The sequence below is a fragment of the Nostoc sp. LEGE 12454 genome (assembly GCF_056620565.1).
Genome location: NZ_JBWQXL010000006.1, coordinates 222,925 through 246,539 on the forward strand (window position 1 = coordinate 222,925; position 23,615 = coordinate 246,539).

Below are 23,615 nucleotides of genomic sequence, written 5' to 3' on the forward strand. Positions count from 1 at the left end.
CAAAGTAATCTTTCTTAAGGCAAATAGATAAAAGTGAAGCTAGGGAGTAAAATATTTGAATAAATTAAAACTGATTTAATTCAGAACAAATAATATGTTGAGTATACTTTGGGGTATTGTTGTTATACTGGTTGCTTTTTGGGCATTAGGACTGGCACTTCATATTGCCGGAAATCTCATTCATGCAGTGCTACTTATAGCCATTGGTCTTGCTATCTATAATTTTTTCAAAGCGCGTGATGTGTGAATAAATATAGCATTTTCTTATTATGGTGAATGATATATTGCCAAGTGCATAATACAGCAAAAATACTCTTGTAAGGCGGGCAAGACTTCGGCTACGTTCTGTCGAATGCTGCCCACCTCATAAGAAGTAATTGGATGTTTTTTATTTGGAAGTCTCTGTGAGAACTTTTAAACCAGTGCTGCCGTTGCTTTTAATCTAAAAATCTTCTCAATTACATCTTCTACTACCTTATCAGGCGTAGAAGCACCAGAAGTAATGCCTACAACAATTTCCCCATCAGGCAACCAGTTTTCTGTAGTTATTAACTGCCCATTTAATTGCCGATGTTCAATAGAACTTACTGATTTAAGGCGTTCAACAGTATCAATATGATAAGAAGGAATTCCTCGCTCAAAGGCAATTTGTTGCAACTGAGTAGTATTCGAGGAATTAAACCCACCAATTACTACCATCAAATCTAAATTATGTTCCACTAATTCCAACATGGCATCTTGACGTTCTTGGGTAGCGTCACAAATGGTGTTGAAGCTTTGGAAATGCTGATTTAATTCAGTCGGGCCATACTTCTGTAACATAGTCCGCTCAAAAAGCTTGCCGATTTGCTCAGTTTCGCCTTTTAGCATTGTAGTTTGGTTAGCAATGCCAACTCTTTCTAAATCGCGATCGGGGTCAAATCCTGCTGAACAAGCTTTAGCAAATTTTGTTAGAAATTCTTCACGGTTGCCACCATTGATAATATAGTCAACAACATATTCTGCTTCTGGCAAATTCAACACAATTAAATACTTGCCAGCGAAGGAACTAGTCGCAACTGTTTCTTCGTGCTTATATTTACCGTGAATTATTGATGTATAATCGATTTTTTTGTGTTTTTCTACTGTATTCCAAACTTTAGATACCCAAGGACAAGTTGTATCAACAATTTTGCAGCCTTTATCGTGAAGTATCTGCATTTCTTGAACGCTAGCCCCAAAAGCGGGTAATATGACCACATCACCAATTCCAACAACAGAAAAGTCTTTATTCTTTCCTTCAATGGGGATGAATTCTACTTTCATCTCCTGCATCCGCTGATTTACAGAAGGGTTGTGGATAATCTCGTTAGTAATCCAGATGTGTTCTGTGGGGAAGTGCTGACGGGTTTCGTAGGCCATGGCCACAGCCCGTTCTACACCCCAGCAAAAGCCAAAGGCTTGTGCTAGTCGGATTGTCACATCACCCCGTTGTAGGGTGTAATTGCGATCGCGAATTTCCTGAATCAAGTTACTCTGATACTCAGATTGCAACTGGGTAGCAACTTCTGCTTGATGACCAAAGCCCTTGCGATTGTAATTTTCTGAATGTTGGAGGCTGCGCTTAAAAGCTTTTGTATCCATTAGATTTGTCTACTTAAACTCACTATTTCTTATTTTCTCGCGCCTAGACGCGATTAATACAGAGTTGTCTTCAAAGATATTACTTCTTTTTGGGCTTTAGCCTTTTTCTCCCGCAGGACGTTGACGCTGGGATTTTAATTCAATCTCGCTATAAATCTGCAATGCAGAACGCCAAACCATATAGCCTTCAGGACTTAAGTGTAAGCCATCAGTAGTAAATTCGCGGCGGAGATTTCCTTGCTTGTTGGTAAACAGAGGATGTAAATCGAGGTATTTGACACCTTTTTTGGTAGATATGCTTTGTAGTTGCTGATTCAACTCGCGAATGCGACTATTGGCAACAGCCAGAAGTTTATCTCGTCCTTTCCAAGTTGCTGCTTCTGCCCCATGTGGCAAAATCGATTGGACAACAATTTGCGCTGTGGGATGAGTCTTTCGTAAATAATTGATAATTTGCCGCTGATTATCTAAAATTTCTCCATTGCTCATCCCCCGAATTAGGTCATTAATGCCAATCATTACAAAAATCACCTCTGGCTGGGTGCGGTCAAATATTTTTAATCTTTTTAAGAGTCCATTGCTGGTTTCGCCAGAAATTCCTTGATTAAGCCAATTTTTACCTTCGGGTAATAACTCAGGGGGAAACCACAGACTTAGGGAATCTCCCGCCAGGATGGTTAAATGCGGAGGATGTTGGTCAGCGGCGACCTTGGCTTCTTGGTTGAGGATATCTAGCCACTCTTGATAAGTGAGTTGGTGACGGCGACCTAAATCAGGTGTAGCAATTTGCGGGGAATTATTCAGGTTGATTGGCTGTGGGGATGCGATTATCCCAAAAAAAGCGGCCAATCTCTGCTGTTGCCAAATTAGCAGGATGACCGCCAACATTAAGATGCCGTTGGTTAACAGCGAGAAAAATGCCCAGATAGGAAAGGTTTTTGCAGATGTAGACACGACTAGCGAAATTTACCAATTATTTGAATCAAATTTTAACGCTAGCGATCGCAAATTACCCAATCTTCAAGTGGAAAGTGAGGAGAAGGGCAAGCAAACAGACTAACTCTTAACTCCTAACTCCTAACTCCTAACTCAGCACTCATTATTGAGTAGGACGATCGCCAAACTCGGAGTTGTAACCTTCTTCGCCGTGTTCGTTGATATCCATACCTTGCAATTCAGCTTCCTCTTTGACTCGCAGCCCGACTGTAGCATCGATAACTTTGAGAATAATCCACGTACCAACACCTGCGATTACATAGGCAATGGCAATTGCTACTAGTTCAACTCCCAATTCACCAAAATTACCACGCAGTACTCCATCTTTACCTGCTCCGTTGACTTGAGTAGTGGCAAAGATAGCCGTTAAAATCGCCCCCACTGTACCACCAACGCCATGCACGGGATAAGTATCTAAAGCATCATCAACTTCTAGTTTGTGCTTGAAACTGATGGCATAGAAGCAAACAAAGGCGGTGATGAAACCAATTAAAATCGCTGATAGCGGTGTGACAAATCCGGCAGCGGGAGTGATACCCACTAAACCAGCAACGGCTCCTGTCGCTGCTCCCACAGCGGTTGGTTTACCCCTTAAAACACTCTCCAAAATTAACCACATTAAAGCCGCAGCCGCCGCAGCCGTATTGGTAGCGATAAAAGCTGTTGTTGCCACATTTGTGACGATATTACCAGAAGTTCCACTAGCCACAGATAGGGCACTCCCAGCGTTAAAACCAAACCAACCAAACCACAGCAAGCCAGCACCCAGCAAAATAAACGGAACGTTGTGCGGTGGGCTAAGGCGATCGGGATGGGTTTTGCGAGGGCCAAGGACGATCGCTGCTACCAAAGCTGAAACCCCAGAACTAATGTGAACTACTGTGCCACCTGCAAAGTCCAGAGCACCTAATCCACCAGCCAAACCTAAAAATCCACCTTTTGCCCAGACCATGTGGGCTAGGGGAGCGTAAACAAAGGTTGACCACAGTAGGACAAACAGCGAATAGGCACGGAAACTCATCCGCTCAACGATCGCCCCAGAAATTAAGGCTGGGGTGATAATGGCAAACATGGCTTGATAGATCGTGAATGCCTGATGGGGTATTGTTCCGGCATAAGAGACGACTTCCGGCGGGTTTGACCCTTTGAGATAATCGGTTACTTCTAATCCGACACCATTCAACCCCAGCCATTGCAATCCACCGATAAATGGTAAACCTGGCGCAAAGGCAAGACTATAGCCCCACAGAATCCAGGTAACTCCGACGATTGCCATTAACACAAAGCTCATCATCAATGTGTTTAGGATGTTGCGCGATCGCACAAATCCACCATAGAAAAACGCCAATCCTGGTGTCATTAGCAGCACAAGTGCTGCTGAAATCAGCATAAATGCTGTGTCTCCAGTATCAGCAGTAGGCGGGGCAGCAGTTGGGGTTTGGGCAAAAGCATTGCCCATCAACGGCCCTCCTAAAAATAGTAGGGTGATAGCTCCAATCATCACAACTTTCTTCAACACTTTTTTTTTCTTCCTAAGCACCAACAATTTGTATCCTTAACTACATTTGATTACTTTTATTGACACATTTTTGTCTTTAAAGTTACTTAACCTGAATTTTCTTGAAATGTTAACAAAAATATAATCCTGATTGTAGTTGCCAAGATTTAAATTAGCGTATAAACACGCAATCATTACATTGCATCTTTTTTTTTAAAGAATAGAAGAATAGTATTTTATTCAAGCGGGACAAAATTACGAATTTTTAGTTACTTACTGTTACAAACCAAAATAATTGTAATATTTGACGAGTATTGTAAATTATTGTCAGTATTTTCCGATAATTTCCCCAAATATGCAGCAGATTTCAACTTCTCTACGAACGCGAACAGGGTGTCAAAGACAGAGGCTACGCCAATATGAGGTACAGAAATACCCTACTCGTGCGATCGCGATCGTCTCTTAGAGAAGGGAGAAGCAAGCCGCATGAGGGTTGAGGAGAAGTATACCTCATGGGCAAATGCTGCATCATGAGTTCTCTTTATATCTCCCGCATAAACACGTGGATATTCAGATACCTACTTCTGACAGGTTAGTTGCGAAAAAACTTTTGCAATTTTGCGTGAGATTATTTGTTTAACAGGGAACACTATAAAAGTTCAAAATAATATAGAAATTTTACTTAACTTCTGGGAGCAAACATGATAATTAAAACACTTACTAAAGCTAAACATACTCCGATTAAGTCGTAGCGGTCTGGAGTTACCCTGTCTACCTTCCAACCCCAAAGCATTGCCATTGCGATAAACACGCCGCCATAAGCTGCATAGACTCTGCCAAAATTTGCCGATTGGAAAGTTGCAAGAACCCCATAGAAAGCTAAAGCAATTCCCCCCAATATGCCCCACCAGAACGGCTTACCTTCGCGCAACCACAACCAGATTAAGTAGCCACCCCCAATTTCAAATAAACCAGCCCACAAAAAATACAGCAGGGACTTAATCATTCGATCGAATATTTAACAACATATAACTCAGTAAAATTACGCTAACGCTTTTAAGTAAACTATTGCCATTAATTAAGGTAAGTTTATTGACCAAATTGGGCATGGAGCACAAGAGCAGAGGGGCGGAGGGGCGGAGGGGCAGAGGGGAAAAAACTTGTACAAGAACTCTCCCCTGCTCCCCTGCTCCCCTGCTCCCCTGCTCCCCTGCTCCCCAGAATGTAGATAAGGCTCAAGGATGAAAGCACCATTACCTGATAACGAAGCCCAGAGAATCGATGCAGTTTTGCAGTATAACATTCTCGATACACCATCAGAAGCCACCTTTGACGATCTGACTCGTTTAGCCTCGTATATTTGTCAGACTCCTATTGCCTTAATTAGCTTCATTGATAGAAATCGCCAATGGTTCAAGTCAAAAGTCGGAATGGAAGCCCCAGAAACGCACCGAGATTTCGCATTCTGTGCCCATGCCATTCTCCAGCCTGATGTTTTGGTAGTGCCTGATGCAAAAGATGACAAACGGTTTGCAACAAATCCACTGGTGACATCTGACCCAAATATTCGGTTTTATGCTGGTGTACCTTTAACTAACCCTGAAGGATACGCCCTCGGAACCCTGTGTGTAATTGACTACGTACCGCGAGAACTTAATCCAGAACAAATAGAGGCATTACGTACTTTAGGTCGTCAAGTCATAAAGCAACTGGAATTGCGCCGAAATTTAGCAAGTTTGGTACTTGTTACCAAGAAAAGCAACCAGGCACAGAGGGTACGCAAGCAATTTTTCAAAAAGATTGCAGCAAGTTTTGGTTTGTCGTCACTAATTTTAGTTCTGATTGGCGTGGTTTCCGATCAAAATACAAGAGTATTTAGTAATTTTAATCGCAGTATCGTAAAAAATACTTATAAAAAACTTAACAGCCAAGAGCAAATACTGTCCCAGATAAAGGATGCTGAAATTGGGCAACGTAGTTACATCTTCACTGGAGAAAAACTTTATCTAAAATCGTATCAAACAGCACTTAGTAACGTCGATCGAGAAATTGCCAAGCTGAAGAATTTAACAGCAGATCGAGCGAACCAACAAAAGCAGATGGCAACGCTTGAATTTCTGATAACAGCTAAACTTGCTGAACTAAAACAGACTATCGATTTGCGCCAGAATAAGGGATTAGAGGCGGCGTTGCAAGTACTGCTGAAAAACGATCGCCAAAATCTCATGGATGATATCCGCAAGGCGATCGATGAGATGGAAAACGAGGACAGGGGACGAATCCGACAGCAGTCACAAGCAGCAAAGGCCTGGACTCGGAACACAATTTTCACATTGGCGATCGCTATTTGCCTAAGTTTTATCGTTCTTACTGTAGTCTACTACTCGATCTATCGTGAAGTTATTGAGCGGAAGAGGACAGAAGAAACCTTAAATCAAGAACGCAACTTTATCTCAGCAGTCCTTGATACAGTCGGTGCGTTGGTAATAGTTCTCGATTCTCAAGGGCAAATCGTTCGTTTCAATCAAGCCTGTGAGCAAATAACTGGTTACTCTTTTGATGAGGTGAGGGGTAGGTATAGCTGGAACTTGTTACTACCTCCTGAAGAGGTGGAGGCAGTTAAAGCAGTTTTTGACCAGTTACGATCTGGTCAACTTTCCAATAATTATGAAAATCATTGGGTAATGAAAGATGGTAGTCGGCGGGTGATTGCCTGGTCGAATACCATCTTAAAAGACTATGAGGGCTGTGTTGAATACATCGTTGCTACTGGCATTGACATTACCGATGCCAAACGCACACAAAAGCATCTGACAGCACAATATGCTGCAACCCGCGTTTTAGCAGAGTCCGCCACCATTAGCGAAGCTACTCGCCAAATATTGCAAGGAATCTGTGAGAGTTTGGCATGGGATTTGGGTGAAATTTGGATGGTAGATGAGCAAGCAAATGTGCTGCATTTTCTCGATATCTGGCATAAAGCATCCATTGAGATGCAAGAGTTTGAAATACTGAAGCGCCAAACCACTTTCGCACCCGGAATTGGACTACCTGGTAGAGTTTGGGCTAGTTCTGAATCTGTTTGGATCGCTGATATCGCTAAAGATATTAATTTCCCTAACTTCAAAATAGCTGCTCAAGTAGGATTACATGCAGCTTTTGGTTTTCCGATCCGCAGTGGTAACAAAATCCTCGGTGTGATTACCTGCTTCAACCGCGAAATCCAGCCTCTTGACGAAGATTTAGTAAAAACGATGAATTCTATCGGCGAGCAAGTAGGGCAATTTATCCAGCGTAAACAGGCTGAAGAAGAAATACAACGCCAAAATTTGCGATCGCAACTATTTACCGAAATCACCCTGAAGATTCGTCAGTCTTTGGACATCGAAGAAATTCTCCAAATCACTGTCGAAGAGGTACAAAAAATTCTCCAGACTGACCGAGTTTTAATTTATCAGCTTTTGCCAGATCAGTCTGCAAATACCGTTGTTGAAGCAGTAGTTTCTGGCTTACCAGCAATCAAAGAGCAAAACAACGCCGCTCCCTACTTTGAAGCAGAATATCTCCAACAGTACTATCTACAGCAGTACCGTCAAGGCAAGATTTTCGGACTGGATAACTTGGATCTCCTGGAAGTTGAACAAAGTCATCTGGAATTAATGCAACAGTTTGGGGTCAAAGTCAATTTAGTTGTACCTATTCTTGTTAAAGAAGAACTTAGCGGTTTGTTCATAGTTCATCAGTGTGACGATTCCCACCACTGGTCTAGCTTTGAAACCGATCTTTTGCGGCAAATAGCCGACCAAGTAGGTATTGCTTTAACCCAAGCCCAACTATTAGCAGCAGAAACTCGTCAGCGACAAGAACTTGAAATTGCCCGTCGTCAAGCCGAATTAGCTTCTCAGACGAAAAGTGCCTTTTTGGCAAATATCAGTCATGAAATTCGCACTCCGATGAACGCTGTATTGGGGATGACCAGTTTGGTCTTAGATACTCCCTTAGACGAAGAACAACGAGATTTTATTGAAATAATTCGCAGTAGTGGAGACGCTCTTTTAAGTTTAATCAACGAGATTTTGGATCTTTCCAAACTTGAGGCTGGAGAGATGGCTCTCGAAACTCTCGATTTTGACTTATCCACTTGTGTAGAAGAAGTGGTGGAATTATTGGCTCCCTCAGCCCATAACAAGGGATTAGAAATTGCCGCACTGATCGATCGCAACGTCCCCACTCAACTCAAAGGAGATACTGGTAGGCTGCGGCAAATTTTGATGAACTTAATCAGCAACGCCATCAAGTTTACCAGCGCTGGCGAGGTATTAGTGCAAGCCGAATTGCGATCGCTTTCTCCGACTACAGCCACCATCCATTTTGCCATTACAGATACAGGTCTTGGCATTAGCCCTGAAGACCAACGCAAACTCTTTACGCCATTTACCCAAGTGGATGCTTCAACCACTCGCAAGTATGGTGGTACGGGTTTGGGATTAGCCATCTGTAAACAACTTGTAACTTTGATGGGAGGAGTAATTGGGGTAGAAAGCCAGATGGACAAAGGATCTAAGTTTTGGTTTGAGTTGCTTTTTACCAAACAAGTTGAGCCTGTTGAGCCAAAATGCGAACGCGGACTTTTGCAAAATAGCCGCTTATTGGTAGTGGATAACAACACTACTAATTATAAAATCATCTCCCATCAAGCTACTCATTGGGGAATGCAGGTAGATCGATCTGACAGTATTGCTGCGGCCGTTAAAGTTATTCAGCAAGCTAGCGAACAGGGGAAATCATATCATCTTGCCTTGGTTGATATGCAAATAGCCCAAACAAATGGCATGACGATAAAAGAACAAATTCCAGCTAATTCTGCAATTGCTAAGATCCCTTTGATTATGCTCGCCTCTACTAATCAACGGGATGAAGTACAACAGGCGCTCAAAATCGGATTTACTACTTATTTATTCAAACCCATTAAGCCATCACGACTCCTTGATGCCATCATAAATATTTTAGAAACTCAGCCGGAATCAGAACAAGGGTGTAGAGGCAGAAAGCTAGAGGCTACAGAAGAAATCCCCAGTACAGAAACAGAAACTTCAAGTATTCTTACTTCCTGTCCCCCTAATCCTTCTACTAAATCCAAATTAAGAATTCTCTTAGCTGAAGATAATTTGGTGAATCAAAAAGTAGCACTAAAGCAGCTTCATAGTTTGGGCTACAAAGCCGATGTCGTTGCTAATGGAAAAGAAGTTTTGCAGCTATTAGAAAAAATTCCTTACGATTTGATTTTAATGGATTGCCAAATGCCAATTCTCGACGGTTTGGAAACCACAAAAGAAATTCATCGTTGGCAAGAGGATGCTTTTGCATTGGGTCATCGTCCTGTGGTAATTGCGATGACGGCTAATGTGATGAAAGAAGACGAAGAAACTTGTCTAAATGCCGGAATGGACGACTATTTAAGTAAGCCAGTATTTAAAGAAAAATTGGCTGAGACTTTAGAGCATTGGACAGGTGTGATCGTTTCCCAGCAAGAGGCAGGTGTGTATGAACAGACAGTTTTCACTGACTTAGAAATTGATTGGGAACACTTGCATCGGATATCGGGAAATGATGAAGAATTTGAATTAAATTTATTGCAAATATCCATTGAGGATATTAAACCACGTTTAGAAATAATTAAAGCAGCGATCGCAGCTGATGACTTTGGGCAAATAGCACGAGAAACTCATCATCTTAAAGGTGCTAGTGTCAACATTGGGGCCACATCTATGTACTTAGCAACTGACAAACTAGAACAACTAGCTAGCGATCGAGACCTTAAAGGTACTACTAATTTAATTTTAGAATTAGAAGAATTTGTCAACTGCATTCAATACTTTTTAATTAAAAACAAAGTCGTGAAGGAGGCAGGAGGCAAGAGGCAGGGGACAGGTGGTCACTGAGCGACTTAGCTACGGCAAATGGACTGTACAACGCTGGCGCTCTTGGATTATGCACCAAGTCAACCTGCTCTGTTGCTGGCTGAAAACCAAGATTGTGGTGTTGACTTGAAAGACTGTCATGAAAGAAGGTACTGGTTCCGCCGCGCTCGTGCCAAATGGTGAAAAATGTTCGATGCTGTCGGGCAATGGTTTCCATAACACTACATCAAGGACAATTGCCCGATCCATCCCGACACTTGACATTATGTAAATTGCATATTACATTTGTAGTATGCAAGAAAAGCCTCCTCAAAAGCATTGCAATAATGCTTTCCTTGGGTCTGTAGCTCTAACGGTAGAGATCCCGGATGTCACTTGTGCCCTGACAGAAAAAGCTTACATACTTGCTCAATGGTAGAGCGATCGTCTCTTGAACGATAAGTTGCAGGTTCAATTCCTGCGGTGTAACCACAGCTTTTTCGACTCGCACGAGGTGTGAGTGTAACTCTCACAGGGAGGGTATCGGTTCAATCCCGATCAGATCCACTAATATCAGTTCGTAAATACAACAGGAGGCGATCGCAATGGTTCATATTCGATTTGAAGGACGTTCTGTTGATATCCCAAAAACCCAATTGGGAATTGCAGTAGGGATGAATGATGTAGCAGTGAAAGAGCGCGTTGCTCGGCATTTAGATGTGAATAGCGATCGCCTTTCTGCTTACGTAATCGATCGCCGTCCTAGTGGCGATTTGATCGTTCGTCCTGAAGCTGTCTATGGTTAACTTTCAGAGTCATCCGTGCCCTAACACAAGAAGCATACATACACATTGATAACGGCCCTAAGGTAGTAAAGTTCGAGCGATCGAATTAAGCGAAGCATGATTTCTAAGTCTCTCGCAGATTTAGCGTGCGTGCCCACTGCCAATATTTGGTAAGAGCGGCCGTAGCTGTAAAAAGCTTCTTGAACTTGCACGGAATGATTTAAGACTTAATTCCGCGCCCTAACTTGTAAAGTCTACACACTCCGGCAACGGAATGCAGGTTCAAATCCTGTCGCTCCCTTTGATGGGAGCGTAGCCAAATTGGTATAGGCAATTGTGAAAACTGCTTTGCTAACTTGTGCGGAATTTCTATTATTTAAATCGGATTTATCTATAACCTTTACTCAATACGGAGGTGAGTTCAATGATGTTAGCTAACTCATGTTTAATAACAACTCAATTAGAACAACTGCATTTAAACAACGTGAGATATGAGCGAACATCGTTTGAGCGAGATTGTAATTGAGCGTCCTCGCGGTGGGAGGAGAATTAGCCTCAAAAAGGTGACTGGCTTTAAGAAGCAATTATACAAAATCACCCAGGATGCCATTCAGGATGGATTGTTGAATCCCTACCTGATTAAACCAATAAATAAATCTAAGTATCTTTCAGACCATCTCGGGCCTTTGCGTCGGTTTTTGCGATCGCAAGTCGGACAGCCTTGGAATGAGGTTTACAGCCAACTGTGTCAACGACTAGATCCCAGCACAATGGCAGGACAGCATGTTATCGGTCATGTGTGGGACTACGTTGAACGGCATGTGGAAATAATTGATGGTGGTTTTTATAGCAAGCCTTACCAAGGGTATCGAAATTAGCTAAATACAAGCCATCGCGATCGCTTCTATATCCATCCTGAAACCGGAATTCTTTGTGCAGTCGAGACAGTGCCTCGAAAGCAGAAGCAAAAGCAGGAACAAACTGATATTGTCATCATTGATAATTATCATCAATACCAGAAGCTAAACGAGATTTGGTATTTCATTACCTTTGAAGATTTTCCACCGCCACCAACTCATTATGTGACGGATGTTGTCAAAGGGATAATTCATCGTTCTGCGGCAATGTATAGAGGTCGAATGATTTACGCTGTTAGGAAACAGCAGTGTAACAAGAAAGAAATTCGATTTATTTTAAATCAACTTTCTAAAACCTAAATTTTTCACTTCGTGCCCTAACTGAAAAAGCTTACATACTAGCCGAATGGTAAGGCACTTGACTGAAGATCAAGCAACTACGGGTTCAAATCCCGTGTGTGAATCAACAGCTTTTTCGACTTGCACGAAGCGATATTATAGCGCTTCTCGGTTGAGCGCAATACAGACCTAACCCCCAACCCCTTCCCTACAAGGGAAGGGGAGCAAGATTCAAAGCCTCTCTCCTTTTAGGAGAGAGGTTTGGAGAGAGGTCAGAGTGTATTGCATCCACGCGAGAACCGCTATATTTCATTAATGATTGATGAAAACTTCTCTTTCGGTATTTTCTTCGTGTCTTTGTCGAGTTGCAAAAATTACTTTTTTAAACGAACCGCAAAGGACGCAAAGGACGCGAAGTTGAAGAAAAAGACAGAGAATTTCACATACTAATTAGGATTGCTACATAGTTATTGGCAGTTGTTGCCGCGCCCCGATCGCAGAAGCTTACATAACTCTGCACAAGTTATACATAATGCTTCTACAACTTGCGCGGTGATATCACCTCGCGTGCAACATCTGCCTCCTCATCCATCACAACTAGAGGAGGTTCATAATGAATACCGCAGAACGTGACCTGCGTTTGGAAATGCTCAACAGTTTGCTCACAACTCCTCACCGTAAACTTGAGCAAGTCGCAGAAATTCATCAGTTAATTGTTGAACTCGATCCCATCTTCTACGGACACCTGGCAGTTTGGTATCAGCGTCATGGTGATGTCCGCGACCACAAGGAGGTGTTTGTTGCTCATTTGTTAACTAGCAATCTGACTGAACACCGAGATGCTGGATTTATGATGCTGCAAGAGTTTCCACCCTATCAGGTGGCTCGTGTGGTGGACTTCATGAAGCAGCAGCAGAATAAACTGCCTCGTTCCGCTCGTACTGCGGTACGGCGTTATCTAAAGGTGCGGGAGAGCAATCCGGCTCTGTTCGATCGCGCCGCTTTGCGAGGTCGTAAGGCAATGAAGCACTTATATGCTTCGCTGCACATCAAGCCAAATGAGCGGGCAAATGCGATTCTGTTCCGCGATACTCCTCCAGAGGGTTCCTTAGCAAATGTGCTGAAGCAGGTTGCTAAGGCTGAAAATGCCGCAGAACAGGCACGGCTGATTGTGGAGTTTAAAATTCCCTACACGATCGCAATTGGTGCTATCAAGCAACTTACACCAGTTGTATTGGTGGCGTTAATCAACAGCATGTCTCCTCAAGAAGCGATCAACAACCTCAAGTCTCTCCAGACTAGAGGTGCAATGGATCATCCACAAGTCAAGAAGCTGATTGACTCTAAGCTGGAAGCAGCGTCTAAGAGTGGGCGTGTCTCAGCATTCAAAGCACAAATTGCCACAGACGCGGGAGATTTTGACGCAGACACCGTTGCCCAACTGGAAAAGGTGACAAACGAACAGGTAAAGCGGCGTGGTGCGATCGCTCGTCCAACTGCTTTATTGGTGGACAAGTCTGGCTCAATGGAAAATGCGATCGCGATCGGTAAGCAACTCGCTGCCCTAATGTCTGGTATCACTCAGGCAGAACTGTTTGTCTACGCCTTTGACACCATTCCTTACGCTGTTACAGCAAAGGGCAAGGAGTTGAGCGACTGGGAGCGTGCCTTCCAGCACATCAATGCAGGTGGTGGTACTAGCATCGGCTGTGCATTGGAAGCAATGCGGAAGAAGAAGCAGGTAGTTGACCAGATAATTTTGGTGACGGATGAGGGCGAAAATGCGGCTCCTTATTTCGGTGAAGTCTACAAGAACTACTGCCGGGAGTTGGCGATAATGCCCAATGTGGTGATTGTCCGTGTGGGTACTCATTACAACTGGGTGGAGACTCAACTGAAGCAGCAGCAAGCACCTGTAGATACGTTCACTTTCGCCGGTGACTACTACAGTTTGCCGAACATCGTCCCACTCTTGACGCGCCCCTCTCGCCTGGATTTGCTGATGGAGATTTTGGATATGCCGTTGCCTGTAAGAGAAGATAAGTGAGGTTAGAATATGGCATTGCTCATTAAATAAATTTGTGGGCAGTGCCATTTCCAATGTTGCTACTGTCATTCAATTTTTGAGGGGAGAGAATGTCATTATGGTAAATCCACAGACAGATAATGAATGGACAATACATTCTATAAATATTCATGGGGTATTTTTTGAACATTGGTGCGAGAATCTGTTCCAGTCTGTACCTGAACTAAAGGTTGTGTCAACCAACTATCCAGTAGAATTTCCTCCTCCCAATGGGCCTTTTAGAGGTAAGGAAAGCGCTCTTGATATTAGAGTTGAATTACGTGATGGTTCTAAAATCGTTACTTTTATAGTCGAATGTAAAAAGAATAATCCGGATTTTGTTGATTGGGTTTTCTTTCCTAAAAGGGGAGAGATGGCTCAAAGACAGTTTGTTGTTCGTGTGATAGAAAATCAAACAAAACAAGAACCAAATGTAGGATGGGATGTGAACACTCATCTGATGCGGTTGCCAATTAATTCAGTTACTTTGTTTAGTGAAGCAAGGGAGACTCGTGGTGACTATCAATCTTTTAAGAGTGGGCAGAAAACAAAAACTTCAAATGCTGCCGTGACAGATGCAGCTTATCAAGTTGCTTTAGCTACACAAGCAATATGGATGGAGGAAACACAACATACCCAAAAACAGGCTACATATAATCCTATTCCTAAGTTGGATTATGAAACTCAACTTATTGTTCCGTGTATTGTAACTACAGCGCAGCTTTATTCTTGTAGTTTTAATCCGAAAGATGTAGATTCAGCTACAGGTGAGATATCTTTGGACAAGGCAACTTTAAAGCAAGTGCCATTTGTTATTTATGAATATTCTTTACCAAAACATCTTCAAACTGCACCTTTAGATTTAGTTCAGGTTATTTCAAGTAAAAATATGGAATTATTAGTACGGATGGACATTCTTATAATTAGTAGTTCTTACTTAAAACATTTGCTGACTGAAGATATACCTATAGATAGTATGATTCGTGCATTTTTTGGTTAGCAAGATTTTTGCTGATATTGTTAATTAATTAAAATTATAAGCTTAAACTTTTATTGATAGAGAAATGAACTATCACGCTATAAAATGATCGCTCTACTCCAAAACCTCTCTTTTCATCTCTTCCAATTTTATGTAGTATATTGTATTACATTAATATCCTGCGTGCCCCAACTCTTGGAGCCTACATACTAGTACGAGAGGAAAGGTAACACTGCCAAATGCAGTGGGTGTGTGTGAACGGGGAGTGCGAAGAACCTGGGAGGTAGGCTTAAAAGTAGCCATCCTTGAAAGAGTGTATAACAACTCACCAGCGGAGTCCCTCTAGTAACTGAGAACACGCAATGCTCCACCAACTTGCACGCAAGAATTGTATTAATTCCTAAGTAAAAGGCTATCGATTAACAAAATGAAAATTAACTTCAAGTCTTTGACTTTAATACTTCTATAGCTTTAAATCCTTCTATAGTCTGACCTAAAAATATCATGGGAATAGCCAAGCCAAACGGTTTACCTGTTTGAATCAAATTGTAAATAGCAGTTAACACATTTAGCGACATCAATCCTACTGCAATACCTAGTGCAATTTTTGATTTACGTTGGACAAAGAAACCTAGAACTAGATAGAGTAAACCAAAAAATAAAAAACCAATTCCCAATACTAGATAATCAGGCAATCGATTACCAGCAACAAAGAATATTATGCTTAGAAAAATACACAAAACTCCAATTGCGTAAACTGCACGGTAAGCAGATGCTAACTTTTTTCGGGATTCTGATATTTGTTGTATTTGGGTAGTCATTATTTTTCTATTTTTTTGGGTTGATTGAGCATAAAATATGTTTTTTTATATACTCGATTACTAGCAATAATCTTGAGTAATTATGCGTAAAGAGAGATAATGATGACTGAGATCCTTAAGCTAATCAACCAAATTGCGATCGCAGAAGCACAATTGTCTACAACCCAATTTCTCGCACCCTGCGTCAAAGGTGGACGAGTTCGCACACGGGTAGCCGGGATGATCTACACCTTCAGTCCAAAGCCTAGTAAATTTCAAGGTTGGGGCATCTTTCAGGCTGTGGATGAGAAAACAGCAACGGTTGTAGAAGAAGCAGGCTTACCCCAAATTGGGGAATACCTGCAACACTTTCCCCAAATACGACTGCGGTTAGCACACCAGCTGCGGGGACAAACTTGGTTAGCATACCCTGTAAATGAAGTAGATATGCGTCAACGGTTGAAGGTAGTTAAGCCGATCGCAGTCCACTTAGTTACCGAGGGCGTTACCTTTGAGCAAATCATTGCCCGATGGAATGGACATTCATGCTGGTTTGAGGAAGTCGATCGCCGTACCGATCCGGCAATTTCTGAAACTCTGCAATCTGCCGTCAAGCAACTCATTGCTGCTGAAGAATTACAGTTTAAGGGTATTACTCCAGAAATCCGCACAGTGTATGAATTAGCAACGCGGCGCATTGAGGGATTTACTCAACCCCAACAGGATGAAAAGCGATTGAGAAAGGCTTTGCAAATGGGTGGCGGTGAATTAAATCAATTCCACGATCGCAGCGATTATTGGACAGTCGATTGGACAACTGCTGATGGTGTTCGCCATAGTAGTGCGATCGCTAAAGCTGACTTGACTGTTGTCAGTTCTGGTATTTGTCTGAGTGGACGCGATCGCGATTTTGATTTGCAATCTTTAGTAGGTGTAATGGAACAACAAGAGTGGTGAGGACAATGAGCATCTTTTTTCACGAACAGCTTTACCGCAGTAATGCTGTGATGGCAAAACTAAAAAATTATCCTGTAACAATTTGTGGCGCTGGAGCATTAGGAGCTAACATTGCGGAAAACTTAGCTCGGTCTGGTTTTGATAAACTTACAGTAATAGATCGCGATCGCATTGAGGAGCGTAATCTTTCGACTCAGCCTTACTATCGTTCCGATGTTGGAGCGTTCAAGGCGAAAATTTTGGCGAACAATTTATATCGAGCAATTGGTACTAAAGTTGATGCCAAAACAAAGGAGTTGACACCAGCAAATGCAACTCAACTACTCAAAGACAGCCAGCTAATTGTCGATGTTTTTGACAATAGCGTGGCACGTCAAGCAGTGAAAGATTATGCTGAACAATTAAGCATTCCTTGTCTTCATGCTGGACTATCGGCTGATTATGCAGAAGTGATTTGGAATGACGTTTATCGCGTTCCTTCCGAGGTTAATGATGATGTCTGTGATTATCCGCTGGCACGAAACCTGGTGATGTTAACCGTTGCTGTGGCGTGTGAAGCGATCGTTTCATTTATTGCCACAGCAGAACAGCGTAACTTCAGCATCACCCAGAAGGATCTGACTGTTCAATCTCTGTTTTTGTAGATTGTGTCGTTATCTCCCCACTCCCTACTCCCCTATATTCAGCAATTTCGCCATCGCCAACCGTTGCAGTTTCCCGGTAGCACCACGAGGTAGTTGTTCTAAAATGTGAATTTGCTTGGGAACTTTGAAGTCTGCCAGCATAGTTGCACAGTGAGCTAAAAGTTCTTTTTCGCCAACTTCTGCTTTCAGAACCACAGCCGCGTGGATATCTTCTCCTAAAGATTTGTGGGGAACGGCAAAGGCTAAGGCTTCGGCGACGGCAGGATGGCGCAGCAAGACATCATCCACTTCTAAAGGAGAAATTTTTTCTCCACCCCGGTTAATCAATTCTTTAATCCGTCCAGTCAAGCGGAGGTAGCCGTCTGCATCCACTGCACCCCGATCCCCTGTGCGGAACCAACCGTTCACAAAAGCAGTGGCGTTAGCTTCTGGATTGTTTTCGTAGCCATCTATAACGTTGGGTGCTTTTATCACCACCTCGCCCAAGCTTCCCTGAGATAACAGGTTGCCTTCGGAGTCCATAATGCCGACTTCTACACCAAAGCCATAACCTACAGTACCTGGTTTTCTGACTTTTGGCGGTAGAGGATTGGTAGTCATTAAGTGAGATGCTTCAGTCATGCTGTAAGATTCCACCACAGGAGCATTCAGAGTTGCCTCTAGCTGTTCAATGATAATCGGCGGCAAAGAAGCGCTACTAGAGCGAATGAAACGAAAGCGGTTTGCTTTGACAATTTCTGGGTTGCGACTAGCGCGCGCCAAAATTGTCTGGTGCATGGTTGGCGCTGCGGAGTACCAGCTGGGTTTGTAGGTATCTACCAGTTTCCAAAACTCCAAGGCATTAAAACCATTGGGACAAACTAATGTACCACCCGAAGCCAGAGTTGCCAGCAAACAGCCCACTAATCCGTGAACATGGAACAAGGGCATTAGGCAAAGTGTAGTATCAGCTGCTGTGAGTGAGTAAGCACTAATCAGGTTGCTGGCTGAAGCGATTAAGTTGCGATGACGAATCGGCACACGCTTGGGACGACTGGTAGTGCCGCTAGTGTGGAGAATCATCGCTATATCATCAGCGTTGGGGGCTGTGGGATTCGCGGATTCTGCTGGTTCTGAGACTGTTTTGACTGATTCAAAGCTTAATGTGCCGTCAGTATTTATCTTGGCATTAATCAGTATCATATCGGGTGTGACACTAGCAATAGCTGCTTCTGACCCCTCAGACAACGTAATCAGTGCTTTTGCTTGGGTATCTTGATAGTAAAAGGCAAATTCTTCTTGTTTGTATTTGGGATTTAAGGGTGCAGCAGTGCCACATAAGGCAGCAGCCAAAAAGGTAATCGCCATTGGTGAACCGTTAGTCATGGCAATGGCAATGCGTTCTCCCCGTTTCAATCCAAAGCTGTTGAGTTGAGATACCAGTCCAACAACATTCTCGCGCAATTGCTTATAAGTTAGCGATCGCCCATCAGGCGTAACTAGGGCTAGATGATTGTCTTCTCCTACTAAAAGCTCAAATAAATTCATTGTTTTTCCGACTTGTAAATACATGATTTAGCTTAAACAAAAAATTGTTACTTAGCTTTTAGTTATGACAGAGTGCTAGAATGCTGTTATTAACAACAATTTTTTCAACATCCTCATAACAATTTCTATGACAGAATTTTGTTATAGAGATCATCCTGTAAAATCATAAAAGTGTACATTGAATAAATTTGTGGATCTGCGCTCAAGCAGATAGAGTTATTAGGATTAATTCTCAAAATGCTCTGTGAGTGGGCCTTTGGATATAAACTAGAATAAATTCGTTCAATAGCTTATATAAATAGCCGTGTACTCAATTTCCAAAACATATTAATAGCAATTATGAGTCCCATAAAAATTACTATGTTGGGCGAAAGCTTGGAGCGCCAAGGTGGAATAGTTTCTGTAGAAAAGCTCATTATTGAAGAAACTACCTCTGATATTCAAATTAAACACATTACAACTTTACCGAATGGTTCTACTGTTTATAAAGTTTTAGTTTTTTTGCAGGCAATAGGTAAGTTGTTTTGGAACTTATTAAACCAAAATACTGACCTAATTCACATCCATGTCTCAGATAGAGGTAGTGCTTTTCGTCATTCAATCACTACTCTTATTGGTTGGCTATTTCAAAAACCAGTAATTATTCATACTCATAGTGCTGATTTTCATTTGTTTTACTCTAAACTACCCCAATGGCTTAAGCAGTGGTTAAGTTGGTCGTTTTGTAAATGTACCCGTTTCATTGTTTTATCAGATAGCTGGAAAAAATTCTACATTGAGAATCTTGGCTTGAAATCAGAGCAAGTTATTGTTCTGCCTAACCCAGTAAAAATTCCCGCGCAAATTCCACAGCGAAGAGATTCTAAACAAATATTTTTCTTATTTTTAGGGCGCATTGGTGAGCGCAAAGGTACTTTTGATTTAATTAAAGCATTTGCTTCTATGCCAGTTGCTCAACAAAGTCAAGCCAAGTTAGTTATAGCGGGGGATGGAGATGTAGAACAAGCTCGTAGTTTGATACCAACTCTAAATCTTACTGACTACATCACTATTCTTGATTGGGTAGATCGAGAAAAACGTGACGATCTTTTAACTAAAGCTGATGTCTTTGTGTTACCTTCCTACAACGAAGGTCTGCCTATGGCACTACTAGAAGCAATGAGTTGGGGTTTGGCAGTTATCACTACCGCAGTAGGAGGAATACCCGAAGTAGTTACTCAAAATCAGAATGGTTTATTAGTTAATCCGGGGAATATTCAACAATTGTCAGAGGCAATGCAATCGTTAATTGCAGACGAAAATCTGAGAATATCTTTGGGAAATAACGCACGACTCAGAGTTAAACACTTGGACATAAACAAATATCTTATATCTTTAAGAGGCATTTATACAGCAGTTATCAATGGATAACCATCTTAATAAAAGAAAATAGGTTTAATTTACTTAGCCTATGTATTAAACACCAAATTAAAAAACGACGTAATTTATTCTGTATCAAGGATAATAGGCGTTACAAAGGTATGAATTTAATTTAAAGTTAGGAAAATTTAAGGTAGCGATAAAGGTATTATTATTTTGTTGTTCTGATTCTTCTAAACTTGGTATACTGGCTAATAAGTGAGGGAGTGCAGAAATGAAAACTTTTCCGGAAGTTAAATTGTTTGATACAAGATTTCATAAAGTTCAAGTACAAGAATTAGTTGATTATTTAATAGAAGCAGCAAAAAATCAAAAAAAGACAGTTGTAGGACATGTAAATATCAGAGCAATGAATTTCGCTTATGAAAAGTCTTGGTATCGAGATTTTTTGAATAAGGCTGATTTAGTATTTTGTGACGGATTTGGTGTAATGGTAGGAGCTAGATTCAATGGTTATTCAATGCAATCTGCACATCGAATGACAGCACCAGATTACATAGAAGATTTAGCATTAAAGTGCGAACGAGAAAACCTTTCTTTATTTTTGTTAGCTGGAAAACCTGGTGTAGTTGATAAGGCAATTACTAAGTTAGGATCGATTGCGCCTAATTTACGCGTACAGGGACATCATGGTTATTTTGAAAAATCCGGCAAAGAGAATGATTTGGTAATAGAAAAAATTAATAAATTCCAACCAGATATTTTATATATTGGTTTTGGTATGCCATTACAGGAACGCTGGATTTTAGATAACTTCAATAAAATTGAAACTACTGTATTTTTACCTTTAGGTGCTTGTCTAGATTTTTATACTGACTCTATATATCGCGGGCCGCGTTGGTTGACTGATAATGGTTTGGAGTGGTTAACACGCTTAATTACTGAACCTACTCGTCTAGCAGACCGTTATATTTTAGGTATTCCATTATTTTTTTATCGTGTAGTTAAACAGCGAATCACTCAAGGAATGATAACAAATCGCTAAATAAATTTTTTCTAAATTTCGCATTTGTTATGACCATGACTGCCCAAAAGTGGCCAATTGTTTCCCCTACCTCTGCGGTCAAGACTAGAATGAGAATTGACGTGACATTCTCCTAGTAGCCAAAGTGCCAGACTCTCTGCCATTAAGCGATCGCTATCTTGCCTTAATCGATGAAATTGTCGAAACCACTCTCAAGGGCAAAATTAGCTCTGTAGAACAGGTGTATCAAATGCTGCTTAAAGGAATTACTTCCGGTACAGGGGAAGTCTTTGAGCTAGCTTTGAGCGATCGCCTGAATTCCCTCCAAAGCCAAGTAGATAGCGAAAAAGACGAACTCAAGAAAGCCAAGGCGACTCGCAGTTTGAGAGCCATTAAGACTATTCAAAGTCAATGGCAACGCTGGCAAGAGCAAAATAAAGCCACAGAAGCGATCGCCTCCGCAGTTACAGAAATCACTACAGCCCCTGCTGCCGAGCGTCTAGCGACATTTATCCGAGTTACTGACCCAAATCAAAAGTATCCGCTAAATTTACAACAGTTACAGCAGTTGTCCAAGGCATTGCAACAATTTGCTCAGGCAGATGCTGATTTACAACAATTTTCCGAAGGGATTACCCGTGGTTTAGCTTCTTGGCAGCGATTGCAAGACAACTTGCTCAGTTGGATGTACGAGCAAAAAGAATCTCTAGGGTTTGGCGGTGTACCGGGAGAACGCGGCCCTTGGGCAAGTTGGGCGAAACAACTCAATAGTGAGTTACCCCAAGCACTGCTTCGCACTTTAGCTAGGGAAGAATCCGTAATTGAATTTACCGAGCGACAGCGTGGTATCACCCTCAGAGATTGGGTGGAAATGGCATTAATTTTACAGTTTTTGCAACGGGGACTAATTGGCTGGTTTGACCAACAAGCTTACGATATTAAGGCCGGCCCAAAATTGTCCATTTCCACTTTTTTGACCTTTGCGGTGATTTGGAGTCAATTAGCAAGTGGTTTTAGAAGTATTGGGACAATATACAGCGATGCCTGTTCTCAAATCATGCTCCAGATTTTGCGAACCTTTGCCCAGCGTCCATATTTTCCCTTTTACGGCGGGATTTTTGCCTCTTTTACTGGTACTTATTTACGAGATGCCCTCGATTATTTAGATGAACCGCTACGAAGAGGCGAGGGAACCCAGGAAAAGGCACGTATTTTGACACTTTTAGGCTATTCTCAGCGTGCTTTAGGACAATACCAGCGCTCAATTGATTTTCATCAGCAGGCGTTAGAGATAGCCAGGAATGCAGGCGATCGCACCTGTGAAATTGCCAATCTCAACCACCTCAGCCGTACCTACGTGCAACAGCAAAATTATGCTGAGGCAATTAACTACAGTCAACGAGCATTAATACTGAGTCGGCAAGCAGGCGATCGGACAGGAGAAGCAAATGCGTTAGTGAATTTGGGTTACAGCGAAGTCATGCAAGCTCAAGAACTGGAAAATTTAGAACCAGAAACTTATGAAGCCGCAATTAATTATTTGGAACAAGGTTTAAAATTATCAGAAAAATTAGGCGATCTTCAAAGTAAAGCCTTATGTGTCAGCAGCTTAGGAATTGCCTATTTAGTAATCGGAGAACACCAAACTGCAATTAAATATCTGGAAGATGGTTTTAAAACAGCGCAAGTTTCCGGTGATTTGTATCTCCAAGGGCGGAACTTAGCTTATTTAGCAGAAGCTTATTATCATCTGCAAAATTCGGAAAAAACTGTTTATACAGGTTGCTTGGGAATGTATCTTTTGGAGCAAATCGCCTCTAATGAGTGGCGTCAAGCAGCAGGGTTACTGACAATTTTACAAGGGCAAATTGGGGCAGAAGCTTTCCAAAAGTTCTTACAACAACATCGCCCGAAAATTATTGCTGTTATCGGTGTAGATGGGTACGATCACATTCCGCAATTGTTAGAAGAATATAAGGGAGATATGTAAGGCTTTGAAACCCCCATTTACTATCAGGCAATGGGGGTTAGGTTTGTGAGGCTTTGATATTACCAAAAATGCTTTTAAAACAACTTCTTAAGAGAAAATTATGCAGATGGATATAGAAGATCGCATTGAGGACTTCCCACATCTCGACTTCACGCTTGCGACCACCTCTTTTGGGTTCTGGAATCGTCTCACTGAGAAATTCATATTATGCACGAGTCAGATTGCTGGGGTATGCTTTACTCACGTTGTTCTCTCGGTGCTGTCTATATATC

Annotated in this window: 20 protein-coding genes and 2 tRNA genes; 15 read left to right on the forward strand and 7 right to left on the reverse strand. The window is 41.9% G+C overall.

Annotation, left to right across the window (positions count from 1 at the left end):
* Window positions 1-94 precede the first annotated feature (94 nt).
* Entirely contained in the window at window positions 95-247 is a 153-nt protein-coding gene (locus AC1F2U_RS09105) for a lmo0937 family membrane protein (protein WP_334841545.1), read from the forward strand.
* 167 nt (window positions 248-414) lie between these two features.
* Here the strand turns inward: AC1F2U_RS09105 and AC1F2U_RS09110 are convergent, their stop codons facing one another.
* Both AC1F2U_RS09110 and AC1F2U_RS09115 read right to left on the reverse strand, forming a co-directional pair.
* A complete protein-coding gene (locus tag AC1F2U_RS09110) occupies window positions 415-1,623 on the reverse strand; it encodes a 4-hydroxy-3-methylbut-2-enyl diphosphate reductase (RefSeq protein WP_480260801.1) in 1,209 nt (402 codons plus the stop codon).
* Window positions 1,624-1,719: 96 nt separating this feature from the next.
* Window positions 1,720-2,577 (reverse strand): SGNH/GDSL hydrolase family protein, encoded by an 858-nt coding sequence (locus AC1F2U_RS09115; protein ID WP_480260802.1) that lies wholly within the window; start codon window positions 2,575-2,577, stop codon window positions 1,720-1,722.
* Here AC1F2U_RS09115 and AC1F2U_RS09120 point away from each other — a divergent pair.
* Window positions 2,498-2,683, forward strand: a complete 186-nt coding sequence (locus AC1F2U_RS09120; protein WP_480260872.1) for a hypothetical protein — start codon at window positions 2,498-2,500, stop codon at window positions 2,681-2,683. The two genes, AC1F2U_RS09115 and AC1F2U_RS09120, sit on opposite strands and share 80 nt — an antisense overlap.
* Window positions 2,684-2,722: 39 nt before the next feature.
* On the opposite strand, the gene AC1F2U_RS09125 is transcribed toward AC1F2U_RS09120, so the two are convergent.
* Window positions 2,723-4,120, reverse strand: coding sequence for an ammonium transporter (locus tag AC1F2U_RS09125; protein ID WP_480260866.1), 1,398 nt, complete (start codon window positions 4,118-4,120; stop codon window positions 2,723-2,725).
* 679 nt (window positions 4,121-4,799) lie between these two features.
* The gene (locus tag AC1F2U_RS09130) at window positions 4,800-5,123 is read right to left on the reverse strand and encodes a YnfA family protein (protein ID WP_480260803.1); all 324 of its coding nucleotides are present in this window, start codon (window positions 5,121-5,123) and stop codon (window positions 4,800-4,802) included.
* A gap of 235 nt (window positions 5,124-5,358) precedes the next feature.
* Here AC1F2U_RS09130 and AC1F2U_RS09135 point away from each other — a divergent pair, with 235 nt between their 5' ends.
* A complete protein-coding gene (locus AC1F2U_RS09135) occupies window positions 5,359-10,059 on the forward strand; it encodes a GAF domain-containing protein (protein WP_480260805.1) in 4,701 nt (1,566 codons plus the stop codon).
* A gap of 9 nt (window positions 10,060-10,068) precedes the next feature.
* Here the strand turns inward: AC1F2U_RS09135 and AC1F2U_RS09140 are convergent, their stop codons facing one another.
* Complete coding sequence (locus AC1F2U_RS09140) at window positions 10,069-10,302, reverse strand: hypothetical protein (protein WP_480260806.1); 234 nt, start codon at window positions 10,300-10,302, stop codon at window positions 10,069-10,071.
* A 135-nt stretch (window positions 10,303-10,437) separates the two neighbouring features.
* Between AC1F2U_RS09140 and AC1F2U_RS09145 the strand changes: the two genes are divergently transcribed.
* From AC1F2U_RS09145 to AC1F2U_RS09175, 7 genes are all read left to right on the forward strand, one after another.
* Window positions 10,438-10,509, forward strand: a tRNA-Lys gene (locus AC1F2U_RS09145).
* Window positions 10,510-10,622: 113 nt separating this feature from the next.
* A complete protein-coding gene (locus AC1F2U_RS09150; protein ID WP_480260807.1) occupies window positions 10,623-10,823 on the forward strand; it encodes a hypothetical protein in 201 nt (66 codons plus the stop codon).
* 470 nt (window positions 10,824-11,293) lie between these two features.
* The gene (locus AC1F2U_RS09155) at window positions 11,294-11,680 is read left to right on the forward strand and encodes a hypothetical protein (protein ID WP_480260808.1); all 387 of its coding nucleotides are present in this window, start codon (window positions 11,294-11,296) and stop codon (window positions 11,678-11,680) included.
* A gap of 69 nt (window positions 11,681-11,749) precedes the next feature.
* Window positions 11,750-12,019, forward strand: a complete 270-nt coding sequence (locus AC1F2U_RS09160; protein WP_480260809.1) for a hypothetical protein — start codon at window positions 11,750-11,752, stop codon at window positions 12,017-12,019.
* A gap of 32 nt (window positions 12,020-12,051) precedes the next feature.
* A tRNA-Phe gene (locus AC1F2U_RS09165) sits at window positions 12,052-12,120 on the forward strand.
* Window positions 12,121-12,611: 491 nt separating this feature from the next.
* On the forward strand, window positions 12,612-14,045 hold the full coding sequence (locus tag AC1F2U_RS09170) for a vWA domain-containing protein (RefSeq protein WP_480260810.1): 1,434 nt from the start codon (window positions 12,612-12,614) through the stop codon (window positions 14,043-14,045).
* A gap of 34 nt (window positions 14,046-14,079) precedes the next feature.
* On the forward strand, window positions 14,080-15,063 hold the full coding sequence (locus AC1F2U_RS09175) for a hypothetical protein (RefSeq protein ID WP_480260811.1): 984 nt from the start codon (window positions 14,080-14,082) through the stop codon (window positions 15,061-15,063).
* A 419-nt stretch (window positions 15,064-15,482) separates the two neighbouring features.
* Here AC1F2U_RS09175 and AC1F2U_RS09180 read toward each other — a convergent pair whose 3' ends face one another.
* Window positions 15,483-15,863, reverse strand: a complete 381-nt coding sequence (locus AC1F2U_RS09180) for a hypothetical protein (protein ID WP_480260812.1) — start codon at window positions 15,861-15,863, stop codon at window positions 15,483-15,485.
* A 102-nt stretch (window positions 15,864-15,965) separates the two neighbouring features.
* Between AC1F2U_RS09180 and AC1F2U_RS09185 the strand changes: the two genes are divergently transcribed.
* The gene (locus AC1F2U_RS09185) at window positions 15,966-16,799 is read left to right on the forward strand and encodes a hypothetical protein (RefSeq protein WP_480260867.1); all 834 of its coding nucleotides are present in this window, start codon (window positions 15,966-15,968) and stop codon (window positions 16,797-16,799) included.
* A gap of 5 nt (window positions 16,800-16,804) precedes the next feature.
* Entirely contained in the window at window positions 16,805-17,443 is a 639-nt protein-coding gene (locus tag AC1F2U_RS09190; RefSeq protein ID WP_480260813.1) for a HesA/MoeB/ThiF family protein, read from the forward strand.
* 24 nt (window positions 17,444-17,467) lie between these two features.
* Here the strand turns inward: AC1F2U_RS09190 and AC1F2U_RS09195 are convergent, their stop codons facing one another.
* The gene (locus AC1F2U_RS09195) at window positions 17,468-18,970 is read right to left on the reverse strand and encodes an acyl--CoA ligase (RefSeq protein ID WP_480260814.1); all 1,503 of its coding nucleotides are present in this window, start codon (window positions 18,968-18,970) and stop codon (window positions 17,468-17,470) included.
* A 339-nt stretch (window positions 18,971-19,309) separates the two neighbouring features.
* On the opposite strand from AC1F2U_RS09195, the gene AC1F2U_RS09200 reads away from it, so the two are divergent.
* The 3 genes from AC1F2U_RS09200 to AC1F2U_RS09210 all read left to right on the forward strand — a co-directional run bounded on the left by AC1F2U_RS09200 (window position 19,310) and on the right by AC1F2U_RS09210 (window position 23,343).
* Entirely contained in the window at window positions 19,310-20,380 is a 1,071-nt protein-coding gene (locus tag AC1F2U_RS09200) for a glycosyltransferase family 4 protein (protein ID WP_480260815.1), read from the forward strand.
* A gap of 223 nt (window positions 20,381-20,603) precedes the next feature.
* On the forward strand, window positions 20,604-21,374 hold the full coding sequence (locus AC1F2U_RS09205; RefSeq protein WP_480260816.1) for a WecB/TagA/CpsF family glycosyltransferase: 771 nt from the start codon (window positions 20,604-20,606) through the stop codon (window positions 21,372-21,374).
* A gap of 124 nt (window positions 21,375-21,498) precedes the next feature.
* Complete coding sequence (locus tag AC1F2U_RS09210) at window positions 21,499-23,343, forward strand: tetratricopeptide repeat protein (protein WP_480260817.1); 1,845 nt, start codon at window positions 21,499-21,501, stop codon at window positions 23,341-23,343.
* The last annotated feature ends 272 nt before the right edge of the window (window positions 23,344-23,615 follow it).

Excerpts from the sequence above, each read along its gene's own strand:
- AC1F2U_RS09135 (WP_480260805.1), top strand. The coding sequence starts at position 5,359 with ATGAAAGCACCATTACCTGATAACGAAGCCCAGAGAATCGATGCAGTT.
- AC1F2U_RS09180 (WP_480260812.1), bottom strand. The coding sequence starts at position 15,863 with ATGACTACCCAAATACAACAAATATCAGAATCCCGAAAAAAGTTAGCA.
- AC1F2U_RS09185 (WP_480260867.1), top strand. The coding sequence starts at position 15,966 with ATGACTGAGATCCTTAAGCTAATCAACCAAATTGCGATCGCAGAAGCA.
- AC1F2U_RS09205 (WP_480260816.1), top strand. The coding sequence starts at position 20,604 with ATGAAAACTTTTCCGGAAGTTAAATTGTTTGATACAAGATTTCATAAA.
- AC1F2U_RS09200 (WP_480260815.1), top strand. The coding sequence starts at position 19,310 with ATGAGTCCCATAAAAATTACTATGTTGGGCGAAAGCTTGGAGCGCCAA.
- AC1F2U_RS09150 (WP_480260807.1), top strand. The coding sequence starts at position 10,623 with ATGGTTCATATTCGATTTGAAGGACGTTCTGTTGATATCCCAAAAACC.
- AC1F2U_RS09105 (WP_334841545.1), top strand. The coding sequence starts at position 95 with ATGTTGAGTATACTTTGGGGTATTGTTGTTATACTGGTTGCTTTTTGG.
- AC1F2U_RS09125 (WP_480260866.1), bottom strand. The coding sequence starts at position 4,120 with ATGATTGGAGCTATCACCCTACTATTTTTAGGAGGGCCGTTGATGGGC.
- AC1F2U_RS09120 (WP_480260872.1), top strand. The coding sequence starts at position 2,498 with ATGACCGCCAACATTAAGATGCCGTTGGTTAACAGCGAGAAAAATGCC.
- AC1F2U_RS09140 (WP_480260806.1), bottom strand. The coding sequence starts at position 10,302 with ATGTCAAGTGTCGGGATGGATCGGGCAATTGTCCTTGATGTAGTGTTA.
- AC1F2U_RS09195 (WP_480260814.1), bottom strand. The coding sequence starts at position 18,970 with ATGAATTTATTTGAGCTTTTAGTAGGAGAAGACAATCATCTAGCCCTA.
- AC1F2U_RS09130 (WP_480260803.1), bottom strand. The coding sequence starts at position 5,123 with ATGATTAAGTCCCTGCTGTATTTTTTGTGGGCTGGTTTATTTGAAATT.
- AC1F2U_RS09190 (WP_480260813.1), top strand. The coding sequence starts at position 16,805 with ATGAGCATCTTTTTTCACGAACAGCTTTACCGCAGTAATGCTGTGATG.
- AC1F2U_RS09110 (WP_480260801.1), bottom strand. The coding sequence starts at position 1,623 with ATGGATACAAAAGCTTTTAAGCGCAGCCTCCAACATTCAGAAAATTAC.
- AC1F2U_RS09155 (WP_480260808.1), top strand. The coding sequence starts at position 11,294 with ATGAGCGAACATCGTTTGAGCGAGATTGTAATTGAGCGTCCTCGCGGT.
- AC1F2U_RS09170 (WP_480260810.1), top strand. The coding sequence starts at position 12,612 with ATGAATACCGCAGAACGTGACCTGCGTTTGGAAATGCTCAACAGTTTG.